This window comes from Streptomyces sp. NPDC050560, assembly GCF_044457285.1.
Lineage (GTDB): Bacteria > Actinomycetota > Actinomycetes > Streptomycetales > Streptomycetaceae > Streptomyces.
On sequence record NZ_JBITGT010000004.1, the window covers coordinates 559,475 to 577,582 of the forward strand.

General features: G+C 71.2%; 9 protein-coding genes, 1 tRNA gene and 1 rRNA gene. 1 reads left to right on the forward strand and 10 read right to left on the reverse strand.

Features of this window, described 5'->3' with window-relative positions; genetic code table 11:
• Positions 1–9: 9 nt before the first annotated feature.
• From ACIBIW_RS12190 to ACIBIW_RS12220, 7 genes are all read right to left on the reverse strand, one after another.
• Positions 10–537 (reverse strand): CinA family protein, encoded by a 528-nt coding sequence (locus ACIBIW_RS12190; protein WP_399334816.1) that lies wholly within the window; start codon positions 535–537, stop codon positions 10–12.
• Positions 534–1,436 carry a CDP-diacylglycerol--glycerol-3-phosphate 3-phosphatidyltransferase gene (gene pgsA, locus ACIBIW_RS12195; protein WP_399334819.1) on the reverse strand — a complete coding sequence of 301 codons (903 nt, stop codon included), beginning with the start codon at positions 1,434–1,436 and terminating at the stop codon, positions 534–536. Before pgsA ends, ACIBIW_RS12190 begins: the two co-directional genes overlap by 4 nt.
• Positions 1,433–3,013, reverse strand: a complete 1,581-nt coding sequence (gene rimO, locus ACIBIW_RS12200) for a 30S ribosomal protein S12 methylthiotransferase RimO (RefSeq protein WP_399334821.1) — start codon at positions 3,011–3,013, stop codon at positions 1,433–1,435. The genes pgsA and rimO overlap by 4 nt, the downstream gene beginning before the upstream one ends.
• A 99-nt stretch (positions 3,014–3,112) precedes the next feature.
• Positions 3,113–3,883: a helix-turn-helix domain-containing protein gene (locus ACIBIW_RS12205; RefSeq protein ID WP_399334884.1), complete on the reverse strand. Its 771-nt coding sequence runs from the start codon at positions 3,881–3,883 to the stop codon at positions 3,113–3,115.
• A 627-nt stretch (positions 3,884–4,510) separates the two neighbouring features.
• A complete protein-coding gene (locus tag ACIBIW_RS12210; protein WP_399334823.1) occupies positions 4,511–7,231 on the reverse strand; it encodes a DNA translocase FtsK in 2,721 nt (906 codons plus the stop codon).
• 214 nt (positions 7,232–7,445) lie between these two features.
• The gene (locus tag ACIBIW_RS12215; RefSeq protein WP_399334825.1) at positions 7,446–8,132 is read right to left on the reverse strand and encodes a two-component system response regulator; all 687 of its coding nucleotides are present in this window, start codon (positions 8,130–8,132) and stop codon (positions 7,446–7,448) included.
• Between the two features lie 273 nt (positions 8,133–8,405).
• Positions 8,406–13,955: a HAMP domain-containing protein gene (locus ACIBIW_RS12220; protein ID WP_399334827.1), complete on the reverse strand. Its 5,550-nt coding sequence runs from the start codon at positions 13,953–13,955 to the stop codon at positions 8,406–8,408.
• Positions 13,956–14,216: 261 nt separating this feature from the next.
• Between ACIBIW_RS12220 and ACIBIW_RS12225 the strand changes: the two genes are divergently transcribed.
• The gene (locus ACIBIW_RS12225) at positions 14,217–16,934 is read left to right on the forward strand and encodes a SpoIIE family protein phosphatase (RefSeq protein ID WP_399334829.1); all 2,718 of its coding nucleotides are present in this window, start codon (positions 14,217–14,219) and stop codon (positions 16,932–16,934) included.
• 92 nt (positions 16,935–17,026) lie between these two features.
• On the opposite strand, the gene ACIBIW_RS12230 is transcribed toward ACIBIW_RS12225, so the two are convergent.
• The 3 genes from ACIBIW_RS12230 to rrf form a co-directional block, all read right to left on the reverse strand.
• A tRNA-Thr gene (locus ACIBIW_RS12230) sits at positions 17,027–17,099 on the reverse strand.
• Between the two features lie 114 nt (positions 17,100–17,213).
• Complete coding sequence (locus ACIBIW_RS12235; protein WP_399334831.1) at positions 17,214–17,918, reverse strand: DegT/DnrJ/EryC1/StrS family aminotransferase; 705 nt, start codon at positions 17,916–17,918, stop codon at positions 17,214–17,216.
• A gap of 99 nt (positions 17,919–18,017) precedes the next feature.
• Positions 18,018–18,108 (reverse strand): 5S ribosomal RNA (rrf, locus tag ACIBIW_RS12240); the annotation flags it as partial.

Below are 18,108 nucleotides of genomic sequence, written 5' to 3' on the forward strand. Positions count from 1 at the left end.
CTGCAAACATCAATTCCCCCCGTGGTGTTCCGTATCCTGTGCACGCGCATTGTCCCGCTGTTCTCCGGAGAGCTGCTGAAGCAGCAGCCCGAGGGCCTTCCGTACGCTAACCATACGGATTTCCGCTCGGCCGCCGTTCAACCGTAGGGCGTGCGCCTTCTCGACGCCCCCGGGACCCGCGACGGCGACGTACACGGTGCCGACGGGCTGCCCGTCCTGGGGCTCCGGGCCCGCGACGCCGGTGGTGGCGAGGCCCCAGTCCGCGCCGAGCGCCCGGCGCACGCCCGCCGCCATCGCGAGCGCGACGCCGGGGTCCACGGCGCCCCGCGCCCCGAGGAGCCCGGGGTCGACGCCGAGCAGCCGCTGCTTCAGGGGTGTGGCGTAGGCCGTCACGGAGCCCAGGAACGCGCGCGAGGCGCCCGGCACGGCGGTCACCTCCGCGGCGACGAGGCCGCCGGTCAGGGACTCGGCCACGGCAAGCGTCTCCCCGCGCGCCACGAGGGCGCTCAGCGCCGCGGACGCGGCGGAGGCGGTCACCGTGCGCGCTCCTCTCCCGCGCCGCCCGCAGCCGTACGACCCGCGGGGCGCCCCTCCGCGGGCGCCGCGGGCCGCTCACCGGCCTCGGGGGACGGAGCGGGCTCCGTGGCGCCGCGGGGCGCGGACGCGCGGGCGCGCGCCTCGTCGGCCGGGGCCTGGGCACGCGCGCGTGGCGCCTCGGCGGCGCCGTCCGCGCGGGACGGCTCGGCGGCGCCCTGCGGTGCCTGCGGGGGCTCGGCCGCCCGCCCGGCCTCCCGCGCGCGGCGCAGACCCGCGCGACGCAGTACGACGGCCTGGCGGATGTAGTCGAGCCCGGTGACCACGGTGAGGACCACGGCGACGGCCATCACCCAGAACCGCAGCGTCGCCAACGGCCCCGTCAGCACCAGGACGTACATGCCCACACCGACACCCTGCGCGAGCGTCTTCATCTTGCCGCCGCGGCTCGCCGGGATCACGCCGTAGTGGATCACCCAGAACCGCAGCAGGGTGATGCCAAGCTCCCTGCCGAGGATGACACCCGTGACCCACCACGGCAGGTCGTCGAGCGAGGAGAGGCAGATCAGCGCGGCGCCCATGATCGCCTTGTCGGCTATCGGGTCCGCGATCTTCCCGAAGTCGGTGACGAGCCCGTAGGTGCGGGCGACATGGCCGTCGAAGAGGTCGGTGATCATGGCGACGGCGAACGCGGCCCACGCGAAGGAGCGCCAGGCCGGGTCGTGGCCGCCGCCTGCCAGCATCAGCAGCACGAAGCCCGGCACCAGCAGGAGCCGGACCATGGTGAGGAGGTTGGCGACGTTCCAGAGTCCGGCCTGCGGCGGCGCGGCGCCTTCCCGGTCGCCGTCGTCGTGGGCCCCGCCCGGGGGGCCTTCGGCGGCGGGCGCCGGGCCCTGGGTCATCTGGCCGCCTCCTCGGTGCCCGCGTCGCCGCCGATGACCTCCGCCACGAGGTCGACGCCGCGGGTTCCGGTCACCTTGGCGACGGCCATACGCCCGACGGCGAGCCCCGTGCCGCCGGTCAGCAGCACCTGCCCGTCGGTCTCGGGCGCCTGGTGGGCGGCGCGCCCCGTGGCGATGACGCCGTCCTCGGCGTCCTCGGTGAGGTCGGCGCCGACCGTCTCGACGAGCACCTCCACCGTCTCGCCCAGCCGCTCCTCGGCGCGCTGCGCGGTCAGTTCCTCGGCGAGCCGGCCGATGTGCGCGAGCCGCGCGGCGACCTCGTCGGGGTCGAGCTTGCCCGGGTAGCCGGCGGCTTCCGTGCCCTCCTCGTCGGAGTACCCGAAGACACCGACGGCGTCCAGGCGCGCGCCCGTGAGGAAGCGCTCCAGCTCCGCGAGGTCGCTCTCGCTCTCGCCGGGGAAGCCCACGATGAAGTTGGACCTGACCCCGGCCCCCGGGACCCTGCCGCGGATCTGCGCCAGCAGGTCGAGGAACCGGTCGGTGTCGCCGAAGCGGCGCATGGCGCGCAGCACGGCGGGCGCGGAGTGCTGGAACGACAGGTCGAAGTAAGGGGCGATCTTGGGCGTGGAGGTCAGTACGTCGATGAGTCCTGGCCGCATCTCGGCGGGCTGGAGGTAGCTCACGCGGACCCGCTCGATGCCGTCCACGGCCGCCAGTTCGGGCAGCAGCGTCTCCAGCAGTCTGATGTCGCCGAGGTCCTTGCCGTACGAGGTGTTGTTCTCGGAGACCAGCATGACCTCCCGCACGCCCTGTTCCGCGAGCCAGCGGGTCTCGCCGAGGACGTCGGAGGGGCGCCGGGAGACGAAGGAGCCGCGGAAGGAGGGGATCGCGCAGAAGGCGCAGCGCCGGTCGCAGCCGGAGGCCAGCTTCACGGAGGCGACGGGCGACGTGCCGAGCCTGCGGCGCAGCGGCGCCCGGGGCCCCGAGGCGGGCGCGAGGCCCGCGGGGAGGTCGTCGGGCACGCTCTCGCCGCCCGGCGTGTCCTGGCCCGCGGCGGGGTCCTGGGATGCCGTACGCGCGCGTGTGTCGTCGTCGGCCCGTACGCGCGCGTGTCCGGGGAGGGCGACCGCGTCGGCGGCGCTCTGCCGCTCGACGGGACTGATCGGCAGCAGGGTGCGGCGATCGCGCGGGACGTGGGGGGTGTGGGAGCCGCCGTCGAGGATGGTGCGCAGCCGGTCGGAGATGTCCGCGTAGTCGTCGAAGCCGAGCACACCGTCGGCCTCGGGCAGCGCGTGGGCGAGTTCCCTGCCGTAGCGCTCCGCCATGCAGCCGACGGCGACGACGGCGCGTGTCGTGCCGTGGCCCTTGAGGTCGTTCGCCTCAAGGAGGGCGTCGACGGAGTCCTTCTTGGCGGCCTCGACGAAGCCGCAGGTGTTGACGACGGCCACGTCGGCGTCCTGGGCGTCGTCGACGAGCTGCCAGCCGTCCGCCTCCAGCCGGCCCGCTAGCTCTTCCGAGTCCACTTCGTTGCGGGCGCAGCCGAGCGTGACGAGGGCGACAGTGCGGCGTTCAGGCATGCGCTCAAGACTACTTCGTCATACCGCGCGTGCCCGCCGCGGCGGTCCGCGGAGGGCACGAGTCGCCCTGCTCGCCCGTCGCCGGGCGGGCGGGGCGCGTCAGCCGGCCTCGGGGTCGCCCTTGGTGTAGCTGAGGCGCTCGACCTGGCCGGGGCGGAACTCGTCGTCGATCCTCTTGCCGTTGACGAAGAGGTCGAGGGCCCCCGCGTCGCCGAGCACGAGGTCGATCTTCTGGGAGTCCTGGAACGTCTTGCTGTCGCCACGCTGGAGGAGCCCGTCGAAGAGGGTCTGGCCGTTGTGGTCCTTGACGGAGATCCAACTGCGTCCGTCGGGCGCGTCGAGCTTGACGGTGACCTTGTCGCGCGGGACCCCCGCGACGGCGCTGTCGGACGGGTCGGGCGTGGTGGCGCCCGAGCCGCCGGACTTGCCGGGGTTCGGCTTGGGAGCGTGGCTGCTCGCCTGCGGGCCCTCGGCGACCGGGGTGTCGTGGGCGTCGGAGTCGTCGTCGTTGCCCCCGCTGAGCAGGGTGAAGCCGACGAAGCCGATGACGGCGACGATCGCGGCGACCATGGCGGCGGTCCAGTTGGGCCTGCGCCGCTCGGGCCTGATGCGCTCCGCCTCGAACAGCGGGGTGGCGGGGGTCGGCGCGGGGCGTCCGCCGTGCTCGGCGTCGTACTGGTCGACCAGGGGCTCGGGGTCGAGGCCGACGGCGCGCGCCAGGGTCCTGATGTGGCCGCGGGCGTAGACGTCGCCGCCGCAGCGCGAGAAGTCGCCCTGCTCGATGCCGTGCACGATGGGCACGCGTACGCGTGTGGCGGCGCTGACGTCGTCGACGGTGAGCCCGGCGTCGATACGCGCGCGTTGCAGCACGCGCCCGACCGGCTCGCGCTCCGGCGTCCCGGCGGTGACCGTGGCGCCGTCCTCGTCGCCGTCCGCGTCCCGTGGCCCGGGCGCCGCGGGGGCGTCCTCGTCGGCCTGGGGGGCCTTCTCGGGGGCCTGCGCGGTGCCAGGCGTCGGGATGGCGGAGGCGTTGTCCGCCTCGCCCGCCGCGGTCCTCGGGGCGTCCCGGGGCTCGTCCGCGGCGGGCTCCTGGGCCTTCGGGGCGGCGGGCTCCGCCGCGGGGTCGGCGCCGGGTGTCCTGGGAGCGCTCGGCTTGCGTGCGCGCGTGGGTTTGCGCCCGCGGGCGCGGGGCTTGCGCGGGGTAGTGGTGGATTCGTCCGTCGGTGGGCGCTGGTCCTCACCCGACGGTGCGTCGTCTTCTGGGGAGTTGCCGATGGACACGGGGGCGCCTTTCGAGCGTGTAGCCACCTGCTGGGTGCTCAGTCTATGTGCGGTGGGAAAAGGCGGGGCAACTGGGCGGTGAGAGTTTGTACGCCATCCGCATGGCGTCTTTCGCCGGGCGGGGAGCGTCGGCGGTGTGCGTCGGTGCTCCTCTTCTGAGGTGACGTTCGCCGGGCGCGAAGGGTTGCGTACGAAAGCACGTTCCCGTGCACCCGCCTACGACTGAGCCTCCCCGCGAATGGTGGCGAGCACTCCGTCGAGTTCGTCGGCCTTCACGAGAACGTCACGCGCCTTGGAGCCCTCGCTCGGTCCGACGACGCCGCGGGACTCCATGAGGTCCATCAGCCGGCCCGCCTTGGCGAAGCCGACGCGCAGCTTGCGCTGGAGCATGGACGTCGAGCCGAACTGGGTGGAGACGACCAGCTCCGCGGCCTGGCACAACAGGTCGAGGTCGTCGCCGATGTCCTCGTCGATCTCCTTCTTCTGCTTGCCGCCGACGGTGACGTCCTCGCGGAAGACGGGCGTCATCTGCTCCTTGCAGTGCCGTACGACCTCGGAGATCTCCTCCTCGGTGACGAAGGCGCCCTGCATCCGCACGGGTTTGTTGGCGCCCATCGGCAGGAAGAGGCCATCGCCCTTGCCGATGAGCTTCTCCGCGCCGGGCTGGTCGAGGATGACGCGGCTGTCGGCGAGGGAGGAGGTGGCGAACGCGAGCCGGGAGGGCACGTTCGCCTTGATGAGCCCGGTGACGACGTCCACGGAGGGCCGCTGGGTGGCGAGGACGAGGTGGATGCCGGCGGCGCGGGCGAGCTGGGTGATGCGGACGATGGAGTCCTCGACGTCGCGCGGGGCGACCATCATCAGGTCGGCCAGCTCGTCGACGATCACCAGCAGGTACGGGTACGGCTGCAACTCGCGCTCGCTGCCCTCGGGGGTGGTGAGCTTGCCGCTGCGCACGGCGGCGTTGAAGTCGTTGATGTGGCGGTAGCCGAACGCGGCGAGGTCGTCGTAGCGCAGGTCCATCTCGCGCACCACCCACTGAAGGGCCTCCGCGGCCCGCTTGGGGTTGGTGATGATCGGTGTGATCAGGTGCGGGATGCCCTCGTAGGCGGTGAGTTCGACGCGCTTGGGGTCGACGAGGACCATCCGCACGTCCTCGGGGGTGGCCCGCATCATGACGGACGTGATGAGGCAGTTGATGCAGGACGACTTGCCGGAGCCGGTGGCGCCCGCGACGAGCACGTGCGGCATGGTCGCGACGTTCGCCATGACATAGCCGCCCTCGACGTCCTTGCCGAGCGCCACGAGCATCGGGTGGTCGTCCTCCGCGGCGTCGGCGAGCCGCAGGACGTCGCCGAGGTTCACCATCTCCCGGTCGGTGTTGGGGATTTCGATGCCGACCGCGGACTTGCCGGGGATGGGGCTGATGATGCGGACGTCGGGGCTGGCGACGGCGTAGGCGATGTTCTTGGTGAGCGCGGTGATGCGCTCGACCTTGACGGCGGGGCCGAGTTCGACCTCGTAGCGGGTGACCGTCGGGCCGCGGGTGAAGCCGGTGACGGAGGCGTCCACCTTGAACTGGGTGAAGACGGTGGTCAGGGCCTCGACGACGGCGTCGTTGGCGGCGCTGCGCGCCTTGCCGGGGCCGCCGCGCTCCAAGAGGTCGAGCGAGGGCAGCGAGTAGGTGATGTCGCCGGAGAGCTGGAGCTGTTCCGCGCGGGGCGGCAAATCCCTCGGCTCGCCCGACGGCGTCTTGGTGAGGTCGGGCACGCCCGCGGGCGCGGGCGTGGCCTCGTCGCCGGTCTTCTCGTGCTCACGCGCGGGAGGCACGGCGGGCCCGCGGTCGACGCCCTGGGTGAGGTCGGCGACGAGGGGCGAGGGCGGCATGCCGTGCAGGACGGCGCCGTCGAGCGCGGCGGCGGCCGCGGCGGCGACGTCCACGGCGTCGGGCTCGCGGCCCTTGCCGCCGGGGCCGGCGGCCGTCTTGCGGCCCTTACGGCGCTTGCTGAGGGCCTCCTGCTCGGCCTTGTCGTGGTCGTACACGTCGTCGCCGTCGTCGTCACCTCCACGGCGTCCACGGGACTTCGGGCGGCGCGCAGGCAGCGCCTCGCGCCACTGCTCGTCGTAGCGCTCGTCGTCGTCGGTCCCGACGGCGGAAGCGTCCGCGGCGGAGGCGGGCGCGGGGTGGACGAGGCCGAGGCGGGTGCCGAGCTGGCGCAGCCGCTGCGGGATGTGGTTGACCGGGGTGGCGGTGACGACGAGCAGCCCGAAGAGGGTGAGCAGCACCAGCAGCGCCACGGCGAGCGCCGTGCCGAGGGCGTAGGTGAGCGGGCTCGCGAAGGCCCAGCCGATGAGGCCCCCGGCGTCCCTGACGGCCTGCATGTGGGTGCGCGAGGGGGAGCCGCAGGCGATGTGGACCTGCCCGAGCACGCCGATGACGAGGGCGGACAGGCCGATGATGATGCGCCCGTTGGCCTCGGGCTTCTCCGGGTGCCGGATGAGGCGTACCGCGATGACGGCGAGCAGTATCGGCACCAGCAGGTCGAGGCGGCCGAAGGTGCCGGTCACCAGCATCTCGACGAGGTCGCCCACGGGGCCCTTGAGGTCGGACCAGGTGCCGCCCGCGACGACGAGGGCGATCCCGAGAAGCAGCAGCGCGACGCCGTCCTTGCGGTGCGCGGGGTCGAGGCCCCTGGCGCCGCGGCCTATGCCGCGGAAGAGGCCGCCGACGCCGTGGGCGGTGCCGAGCCACACGGCGCGGGTGAGGCGGTAGACGCCGCCGGTGGGGCTGGGGGCCCTTTTGGGCGGCGCCTTCTTCGCGGGGGGCTTCCTCGGGGCGGCCTTCTTCGCGGGCGCCGCCTTCCGCGCCGTGCCCTTAGCCGGGGCAGCCGCCTTCTTGGCGGGCGTCTTCTTGGCTGCGGACTGACGTGAGGCCATGGGGGTGAGGTTACCGCCGGGGGCGACGAGGGACACGTGTGCCTCAGCCTTCACCCGTTCGTGTCGCCTCGGGTGTACGGCGTCGGGCGGAGGGCTGACGGAGGCTCACACCGCGTCGGGCAACACGCGCGTGCCGCCGGGGCCGCCCCGGGGAGCCACCGTCCGGTCACGCGCGCGTGGCTCTCACGCGCGCGTATGCCGGCGCGGCGGTCGGTCAGTTGCCCGGGGGCGGTGTCGGCGCGCCGGGTCCCGAGCCCGGTTCGAGGGCGTCGAGGGCGCGGCGCAGGCCGGTGAGTTTGCGCTCCAGGTGGGCCGCGGTGGCGAGCACGGTGGCGTCGGCCGACTCGTCGTCGAGCTGCTTCGAGAGGGCCTCGGCCTGCTCCTCGACGGCGGCGAGGCGGGCGGACAGCTCGGCGAGCACCCCGGCGGGCTCCCTGCCGTCGCCGCCCGCGGGCGTCCTGGCGCCGCCTTCGAGCTGGACGCGCAGCAGCGACGCCTGCTCGCGGAGCTGACAGTTCTTCATGTACAGCTCGACGAAGACCGAGACCTTGGCGCGCAGCACCCAGGGGTCGAACGGCTTGGAGATGTAGTCCACGGCGCCCGCCGCGTAGCCGCGGAAGGTGTGGTGCGGGCCGTGGTTGATGGCGGTGAGGAAGATGATCGGGATGTCCCTGGTCCGCTCGCGGCGCTTGATGTGGGCCGCGGTCTCGAAGCCGTCCATGCCGGGCATCTGCACATCGAGAAGGATCACCGCGAAGTCGTCCGTGAGCAGCGCCTTGAGTGCTTCCTCCCCGGAGGACGCCCGTACCAGGGTCTGATCGAGCGCGGAGAGGATGGCCTCCAGCGCGAGCAGATTCTCCGGCCGGTCGTCAACCAGGAGGATCTTGGCCTTCTGCACCATGGCCCGCCCTCCTCGCCCCGGCATGGGGCCACCCCTGTCCTGAGGACTTGGGAAGGCGCCTGGCGCCCTCCCGAGGAACGGCTCCCTTACGCCGCCCGTCCTTGTGCCGGTCATCGTAGCCGTACCCCGCCTGTCGCCACACCCTGTCACCGCCATGTCACGGAACACGCGACGGGAACGGGCGGTGGGACGGGAAAGTTCCCCGAACACCGCCGTTCTACACGGCTTCGGACGGGTCCTGCCACAACTCTGCCGTCTTTGAACGTACGCCTGTCACTCCTGGCTCATCCACCCACTCATGACTGTCAAAAGGTGATCGGGATCGACCGGCTTCGTTACGTAATCGGACGCTCCGGACTCGAAGGCCTTCTCACGGTCGCCCTTCATCGCCTTCGCCGTGAGCGCCACGATGGGCAGCCCCTCGAACTGCGGCATCCTGCGGATCGCCGTCGTCGTGGCGTAGCCGTCCATCTCCGGCATCATGATGTCCATCAGCACCACGGCCACGTCGTCGTGCTGCTCCAGCATCTCGATGCCCTCGCGGCCGTTCTCCGCGTACAGCACGGACAGGCCGTGCTGCTCCAGCACGCTGGTGAGCGCGAAGACGTTGCGGATGTCGTCGTCGACGATGAGCACCTTCTCGCCGCGGAACCTGATCGGCCTGCGCGGCGCGGGGGCGCGCTCCGGCTCCTCCCGGGGCGCCACCGGCTCCTCCCCCGGCTCCGCCGCCACGGTCTCCGCCGTCTCCGCCGTCTCTTCCAAGGGGGGCTCAGGGGGCTCCTGGGCGGCCTCCTGAGGCGGCGCGGGCGGCAGTTCGGCATGCGGGGCCGCCGCGGTCCTGCGGCGCCGCCTGAAGAGCGCCGCGGGCCCCGTCTGGGAGTCGCGGTACGACTTCACCTCGGCCGGGGTGTCGGGACCGGAGCCGCCCTCCAGGGCGAGCAGGCCGTCACCGGGCTCGATCGACGGCGCGAGCTGCGTGTAACTCTCGCTCGGCTGGCCGCTGGGCCGCAGCGGCAGGTAGAGCGTGAACGTGGAGCCGCGGTCCGGCTCGCTCGCTGCGTGGATCTCGCCGCCGAGCAGCCGCGCGATCTCCCGGCTGATCGAAAGCCCAAGACCGGTGCCGCCGTACTTCCTGCTCGTGGTGCCATCCGCCTGCTTGAACGCCTCGAAGATCACCCGCATCTTCCCGGCCGCGATCCCGATCCCGGTGTCCGTCACCGAGAACGCGATCAGGTCCGCGTCCGGCTCACTGATCATCCCGGCTTCGAGCAACTGGTCGCGGATGGCGGCGGGCACGTCCGCGCCCGCCGACCTGATGACCAGCTCCACGGTGCCGGAGTCGGTGAACTTGACCGCGTTCGACAGCAGGTTGCGCAGCACCTGGAGCAGCCGCTGCTCGTCCGTGTGCAGCGTCGCGGGCAGCTCGGGCGAGACCCGTACCGAGAAGTCGAGCCCCTTCTCCGCGGTCAGCGGCCGGAACGTCGCCTCCACGTAGTCGACGAGCTGCACCAGCGAGATCCTGGTCGGCGAGACGTCCATCTTGCCCGCCTCGACCTTCGTCAGGTCCAGGATGTCGTTGATCAACTGGAGCAGGTCGGAGCCCGCGCCGTGGATCGTCTCCGCGAACTCGACCTGCTTGGGCGAGAGGTTGCCCTCCGCGTTGTCCGCGAGCAGCTTGGCGAGGATCAGCAGCGAGTTCAGCGGAGTGCGCAGCTCGTGCGACATGTTGGCGAGGAACTCGCTCTTGTACCGCATGGAGACCGCCAGTTGCTCGGCGCGCTCCTCCAGGACCTGCCGCGCCTCCTCGATCTCGGTGTTCTTGACCTCGATGTCGCGGTTCTGGCGGGCCAGCAGCTCCGCCTTCTCCTCCAGCTCCGCGTTGGACTCCTGGAGCGCCTTCTGCCGGTTCTCCAGCTCGGCGGAGCGCTCCCTGAGCTGCTCCGTCAGCTCCTGGGACTGCTTCAACAGCACCTCGGTCTTGGTGTTGACCTTGATGGTGTTGACGCTCGTCGCGATCATCTCGGCGATCTGGCTCAGGAAGTCCTTCTGGATCTGGGTGAACGGCTGGAACGACGCCAGCTCGATCACCCCGAGCACCGTGCCCTCGAACAGCACCGGCAGCACGATCACGTACGCGGGCGGCGCCTCGCCGAGCCCTGAGGCGATCTTCAGGTAGCCGGAGGGCACCCGGTCCACCACGATGGTCCGCCGCTCCTCCGCGGCGGTTCCGATCAGCGTCTCGCCCGGCCTGAACGACGTCGGCATGGAGCCCATCGAGTAGCCGTACGAGCCCAGCATCCGCAGCTCGTAGTCGTCGCCCTGGGCCGCCCTGTTGCCCTCCTCCACCGGCATCGCCACGAAGAACGCGCCGTGCTGCGCCGACACCACGGGCGTCAGCTCGCTCATGATCAGCGACGCGATGTCGTCAAGGTCGCGACGGCCCTGCATCAGGCCCGAGATGCGCGCGAGGTTGCCCTTCAGCCAGTCCTGCTCCTTGTTGGCCAGGGTGGTGTCGCGCAGATTCGCGATCATCGTGTTGATGTGGTCCTGAAGGACCTGGATCTCGCCCGCCGCGTCCACGTCGATCTTCAGGTTGAGATCGCCGCGGGTCACCGCGGTGGCGACCCGCGCGATCGCGCGCACCTGGCGGGTCAGGTTCCCGGCCATCTCGTTGACGGACTCGGTCAGGTCGCGCCAGACGCCGTCCACGTCGCGCACCCGCGCCTGGCCGCCGAGCTGGCCCTCCGTGCCCACCTCACGCGCCACCCTGGTCACCTGCTCGGCGAAGCTGGAGAGCTGCGTGACCATCGTGTTGACGGTCGTCTTGAGTTCCAGGATCTCGCCGCCCGCGGCGATGTCGATCTTCTTGGTGAGGTCGCCCTTGGCGATGGCCGTCGTCACCATCGCGATGTTGCGCACCTGGGTGGTCAGGTTCGACGCCATCGAGTTCACCGACTCGGTGAGGTCCTTCCACGTGCCGGCGACGCCCGGCACGCGCGCCTGGCCGCCCAGGATGCCGTCGGTGCCCACCTCGCGGGCGACACGCGTCACCTCCTGCGCGAACGACGACAGCGTCGTCACCATGGTGTTGACGGTGTCGGCGAGCTGCGCGACCTCGCCGCTGGCCTCCACGGTGACCTTCTTCGTGAGGTCGCCGTTGGCCACCGCGGTCGCCACCTGGGAGATGTTCCGCACCTGACTGGTCAGGTTACTGGCCATCAGGTTGACGTTCTCGCTCAGGTCCTTCCAGATCCCGGTCACGCCCGGAACCCGTGCCTGACCGCCGAGCTGCCCCTCTGTGCCCACCTCGCGCGCCACCCTGGTGACCTGCTCGGCGAAGTTCGACAACTGGTCGACCATGGTGTTGACGGTGGTCACCAGCGCCAGGATCTCGCCCTTGGCGTCGACCGTGATCTTCTTGGACAGGTCGCCGTTGGCCACCGCCGTGGTCACCTCGGCGATGTTGCGGACCTGGCTCGTCAGGTTGTTCGCCATGAAGTTGACGGACTGGGTGAGGTCCTTCCAGGTGCCGGCGACGCCCGGCACCTCGGCCTGGCCCCCGAGGATGCCCTCCGTACCGACCTCGCGGGCCACCCGCGTGACCTGTTCCGCGAAGGCCGAAAGCTGGTCCACCATCGTGTTGAGGGTGTCCTTCAGCTCCAGGATCTCCCCGCGCGCGTCCACGTCGATCTTCTGCGACAGGTCACCGCGCGCGACGGCCGTCGCCACCTGGGCGATGTTGCGGACCTGAGTGGTCAGATTGCCCGCCATACCGTTGACGGAGTCGGTCAGGTCCCGCCACACACCGGCCACGCCGGGCACCTGCGCCTGGCCGCCCAGCCTGCCCTCGGTACCCACCTCGCGCGCCACCAGGGTCACCTGGTCCGCGAACGCGGAGAGCTGGTCGACCATCGTGTTGATGGTGTCCTTCAGCTCCAGGATCTCGCCCCGCGCGTCCACGTCGATCTTCTGCGACAGGTCACCGCGCGCCACCGCCGTGGTCACCTGCGCGATCTGCCGCACTTGCGAGGTCAGGTTCCCCGCCATCGAGTTGACGGAGTCCGTCAGCTCCTTCCAGGTGCCGCTGACGCCCTCCACCTGCGCCTGCCCGCCGAGGCGGCCCTCGGTGCCCACGTCCCGCGCCATCACCGTGACCTGGTCGGCGAAGCTGGAGAGCTGGTCCACCATGCGGTTCACGGTGTTCTTGAGCTGGAGCATCTCGCCGCGCACATCCACGGTGACCTTCTGCGACAGGTCGCCGTTCGCGACCGCGGTCGTCACCCCTGCGATGTTGCGCACCTGTCCGGTCAAGTTGCGGAACGCGGTGTTGACCGAGTCGGTGAGGTCCTTCCACGTACCGGCCGCGCCCAGGACCCGGGCCTGGCCGCCCAGCTCGCCCTCGTCGCCGATCTCGCGGGCCACGCGCGTGACCTCGGCGCCGAACACGGAGAGCTGGTGCACCATCTTGTTGACGGTGTTCTTCAGTTCCAGCATCTCGCCCGCGACATCGACGGTCACGCTCTGCGACAGGTCGCCGTTGGCGACGGCGGTGGTGACCTCCGCGATATTGCGCACCTGTGTGGTGAGGTTGCGGAAGACCGTGTTGACGGAGTCGGTGAGGTCCTTCCACGTACCCGCGGCGCCCGGCACGTTCGCCTGACCGCCGAGCCGCCCCTCGGCGCCGACCTCGTTCGCCACGCGCGTGACCTCGTCGGCGAACGTCCGCAGCGTCTCGGTCATCTGGTTGATGGTCTCGGCGAGCTGCGCCACCTCGCCGCGCGCGCTCACCGTCACCTTCTGCGACAGGTCCCCGCTGGCTACCGCCGTCGTCACCTGGGCGATGCCGCGCACCTGCGCGGTGAGGTTGCCCGCCATCAGGTTGACCGAGTCCGTCAGGTCCTTCCAGACCCCGGCCACCCCCGGCACCTGCGCCTGGCCGCCCAGCTCGCCCTCGGTGCCGACCTCCCGCGCGACCCGCGTGACCTCCTGCGAGAACGACGAGAGCTGGTCGACCATGGTGTTGACGGTGTTCTTCAACGCGAGCATCTCGCCGTCGACATGCACCGTCACCTTGCGTGACAGATCGCCCTCGGCGACCGCGGTCGTCACCAGCGCGATGTCCCGTACCTGCGCCGTGAGCTGGTACGCCATCTGGTTGACGGAGTCCCTGAGGTCCTTCCAGGACCCCGAGACGCCGCGCAGCCGCGCCTGACCGCCGAGCTTGCCCTCGGTACCGACCTCGCTGGCCACCCTGGTGACCTCGTCGGTGAACGTCGAGAGCTGGTCCACCAGGTTGTTGACGGTCTTGCCGACCTTCAGGAACTCACCGCGCAGCGGATGGTCGCTGCCGTCCGCGCGCGTCACCCGCAGCTCCATGCGCTGCTCCAGGTCGCCCTCCGCGACCGCCGTGAGCACCCGCCCGACGTCGGACACGGGCCGTACGAGATCGTCCACCAGCGCGTTCGACGCCGCGATCGCGGACGCCCACGCGCCCTGGCCCTCGCCCGCGGCAAGCCGCTCGGTGAGTTTTCCGTCACGTCCCACCACCCGCCGCACCCGCGACAGCTCCCCGGTGAGGTGGAGCTGCCGGTCCGCGACCTCGTTGAACACGGTCGCGATCTCGGCCATGGTCTCGTCGTCGTCCGGCACGGCCAGGCGCTTGCGGAAGTTGCCGTCCCGCATAGCCGTGAGCGCCGCGAGCAGCTTCCCCATCGCCGCCGTGTCCACAGCAGTCGTACCGCGCCGCGCGGTACGCGCCTTGGCGGCCGGCTGTCCGCTTCGTGTACGCGCGACGGTGCCATGCGCCGCTTCGCCAGACTCCACCGTGTCCCTCCCGCAGGGGTCGACCTCGTGCTCGGGCTCTCACTTGCAGCCTGCCCAGTGTTTCACCCCGACGGAACCAGGCCATAACAGTTCGGCAGCTTCCCTCACGCTCCCCCCACTCCTGGGGAGGAAACTCTGCCGGGCGGCATCCGCGAGCACGGCGAAGGTAAGTAACCTTGCACACGGCTGTCCAGCCGCGCCGGCGCAGGGGGGGTCTGGGCGGCGGCACGAGTACGAACGGGCATCGGAGGCGGCCTCAGTATGACCACCGGAGTGCAGGTGCCGGAGGGACAGGGGGACCCACGGCAGAACAGAACGCCCGGTGTGCCCACACAGGACAGGACCCGACCGAGGAGTTCAGTGATCACGGCTCGCGCGGCTGCCAGCTTCGAGCCCGCGGGGCGCTCCGTCGCCGCGGCGAGATCCTTCGTCCGCGACACCCTCCAGGGCTGGGGGTGCGGCGACATCATCGACGACGCTGTGGTGCTGACCAGCGAACTCGTCACGAACGCCGTCGTCCACGCGGGCACCACCGCCGAGGTGCTGTGCCTGCTCTCCGCGGACGGCGTCCGGGTCGAGGTCTCCGACCGCTATCCGGAGCGCGAGATCCCCGTCCAGCAGGTGCAGGTCTCCATGGGGAACCCGGACCGCGAGGGCGGCCGCGGGCTACAGCTGTGCGCCGCGATCGCCGCCCGCTGGGGTGTCGAGTACACGCCCACGCACAAGCGCGTCTGGTTCCAGCTTCCGCTGCCCGACCGGGTACCGGGCACCCGCAGCGCGGGTCCGTCGCTGCCGGTGCGGATGCTGCCGCCCACGGACGGCAGGGTCCGGGTGGCGGTCGTCCAGATCGACCGCCACGGCACGATCGCGGCCTGGAACGACGACGCGCAGCGCCTGTTCGGCTACGCACCGGAGCAGATCGTCGGCAAGCCCTTCACCGATCTCGCCGCATGGCCCCACACCCCCGGCACGGGCACCGGCGTCGCGGAGGCGCTCCAGCTCTCCCGCTGGGAGGGCAGCTACGGCATCCGTGCCGCCGAGGGGCCCCTGATCCGCGTGTACGCCTCGCATCTGCGGGTGCGTGACACGGAGGGCGAGCCGTCCACGGTCTGCCTGCTGGTGCGCGAGCACGAGCGCGCCGTCCTCCAGAGCCCCTCCCGCGCGCCCGCCACCGACGCGCCCGCGGCCGGTGAGCCGGGCCCCGCGGACCCCTTCGAGGTCTTCATCGGCTCGCCCGCCCCCGACGACCTGGACGGGCTGCTCCAGCGCACGGTGGAGCGCGCCCGCGACATACTGGACGGCGACGCCGCGTTCCTGCTGCTCGCGACGGACGACGAGACGGAGCTTGAGGTACGCGCCTCGACGGGGCTGCCCTCGGCCCGGCAGCGTTTCGCGCGCGTGCCCGTGGAGGTGGCGCACGGCCGTTTCGGTTCCGCGCGTATGCCCGCCGTGCACGAGGACCTGACCAACGCGAAGGGCGCCGTCCCGCTCCTTGAGGACACTGGCATGCGGTCGGTGGTCACGGTCCCGTTGAAGGTCGAGGGCCGTCTCACGGGCTCCCTCGGCGTCGCCGCGGAGACCCCTGCCCGCTACTCGAACGAGGAGGCGCTGCGCCTTCAGTTCGCCGCGGACCGTATCGCGCTCGCGGTGGAGTCGGCGCGCCTCGGCGAGCTTGAGCGGCTGCGCCGTGGCTCGCTCTCGTTCCTGGTGGAGGCGTCGGACCTGCTGGCGGGCACGCTGGACAGGGACCAGACGCTGGCGCTCATGGCGCAGATGACGGTGCCCACGCTCGCCACGTGGTGCGCCGTCTACACGATCGCCGACCAGTCGTCGGAGCCGTATCTCTCGTACGTCCTGCATGAGGACGAGGAGCGCATCGACGGCCTGAAGGCGCTGCTGTCGCGGATCGACCCGCCGGAGCCGGTGACGACGCCGGGCGCGCGGGTGTGGAAGGCGCCGGCGGACGCGGCGCACCAGGCGGCGCTGCGCACTTCGATGCGCCGGTTCGATCTCGGCCAGGCCGGGGACGCCGACTCGGGGGTGGGGCCCACGCTGGCGACGGCTTCCGCGGTGGGTGGCGAAACGGTCGTTCTGCCGCTGGTGGCGCGCAACCGCGTCATCGGGATGCTGACGCTCGGCAAGCCGTCCGACGACCATTTCAGGCAGGAGATCCTGGAGCTGGCCGAGGATCTGTCCCGCAGGGCGGCGCTGGCGCTGGACAATGCGCGCCTGTACTCGGAGCGCACGGCGATCAGCCAGTCGTTGCAGCGCAGCTTGCTCCCGCCCGAGCTGCCCGACGTGCCGGGTGTGGAGGTCGAGGTGATCTACCGCGCGGCCGGTGAGGGCAATGAGGTCGGCGGTGACTTCTACGACCTCTTCCCGATCAGGGACGGCGCCTACGGCTTCGCGATCGGCGACGTGTGCGGTACGGGTCCTGAGGCGGCCGCGGTCACGGGCCTCGCCCGGCATGCGCTGCGACTGCTGGCCCGGGAGGGTTTCACGGGCCCCGCGGTCCTTGAACGGCTGAATGCGGCCATTCTCGACGAGGGTGCGCGGAGCAGGTTCCTCACGCTGCTGTACGGCGAGTTGTGGCCGCAGGAGGACGGCAGCGCGCGGTTGAAGGTGGTGTGCGCGGGGCATCCGCTGCCGTTGCGTCTTCGTCAGACGGGTGTCGTGGAGGCGGCGGCAGAACCGCAGCCGCTGCTCGGTGTGATGGAGGACCTTGAGCTGTACGAGCAGACGGTGTGCCTCGATCCCGGGGATGTGCTGCTGTGTGTCACGGACGGCGTCACGGAGCGCCGTGAGGGCACGCGGATGCTCGGCGACGACGGGCTCACGGATGTGCTGACGCAGTGCACGGGGCTGACGGCGGGCGCGGTCGCGGCCCGGGTGATGCGCGCGGTGGAGCGTTTCGCCTCGGACGCGCCGTCCGACGACATGGCGATTCTCGCGATGCGGGTGCCGGGGCTTCAGGACTGAGGTGCCCGGTCGGCCCGCGCGGGGCACGAAAAAGGTCCCCGTCCGAATGGGCGGGGACCTTCTGTTCTACGTGTGCGGGCGTCTCGCTTCTGAGCCCCCAAACGGAATCGAACCGTTGACCTTCTCCTTACCATGGAGACGCTCTGCCGACTGAGCTATAGGGGCACTGCCACCACGCGGATTCCGATGCTTTCCGGTCTCCAGCGCCTGCGGCCAGAGCGATCATACCCTTATTCAGCGGGTGCTCCCAACCGGCTTTGCCGGTCGTCGAATTGTCGGTTACGCGGGCTGGAGGAGGCCGCCGAGCGCGTTGCATGCGGCGCTCATGCGCTGCATTTCGCGTTTGGCGAGGTCGGCGCCGAGAGGCAGGGCGAGGGTTTCGTCGGCGGCCCGTTCTGTCTCCGGCAGGAAGACGCTCCGCCGGAATCCGGGGAGCCGGTGTGCGGGGGTCTTCACCGGCACTGTGCACGCGATTCCCTTGCGGCGGGCGGCGCGTGCGAACGCGTCCCGGTCCGGCCTGCCGTTCCCTGGCACCCGCACCACGTACTGGCGGTATGTGTGCCGGGGGCAGGCTGCGGGGGTGAGGACGCCGCGCAGCCGGTAGTCGAGTACGGAGGCGTTGAACCGGCGTGCGGCAGACACGGCGTCCGCACCGTCGATGGCGCGCCCACCGTGCAATTCACTCTCCACGTCGTCCTCTTCCAGTACGAGGAGTCCGTGCCGCTTTCCGAGGGCGTGCAGGGCGGCCATGGGCGCGGGCCTGCCGAAGCGGTGTACGGCGACGACGGCGGCCGTGGCGGGGCCGATGGCGGCGGCCACGGCGTCGGGGTCGAGGGAGTACGTGTCCAGCTCGATATCGGCGAAGACCGGCAGCGCGCCGAGTTCGACGATGGAGCCGGTGATGTCGGTGTTCCCGAACGCGGAGACGATGACCTCGTCGCCGATGCCGATGCCCGCCGCACGCAGCGCTGCAAGTGACCTCATACTCCGGATCGTCACTTCGGTACGTGAACGGGACGTTAAGCGCAACAAAAAGGAGTCGGTCCCGGACCTTAAGATCCGGAACCGACTCCTTCAATAAGAGTTCGGCGGTGTCCTACTCTCCCACGAGGTCCCCCTCGCAGTACCATCGGCGCAGAAGGGCTTAGCTTCCGGGTTCGGAATGTAACCGGGC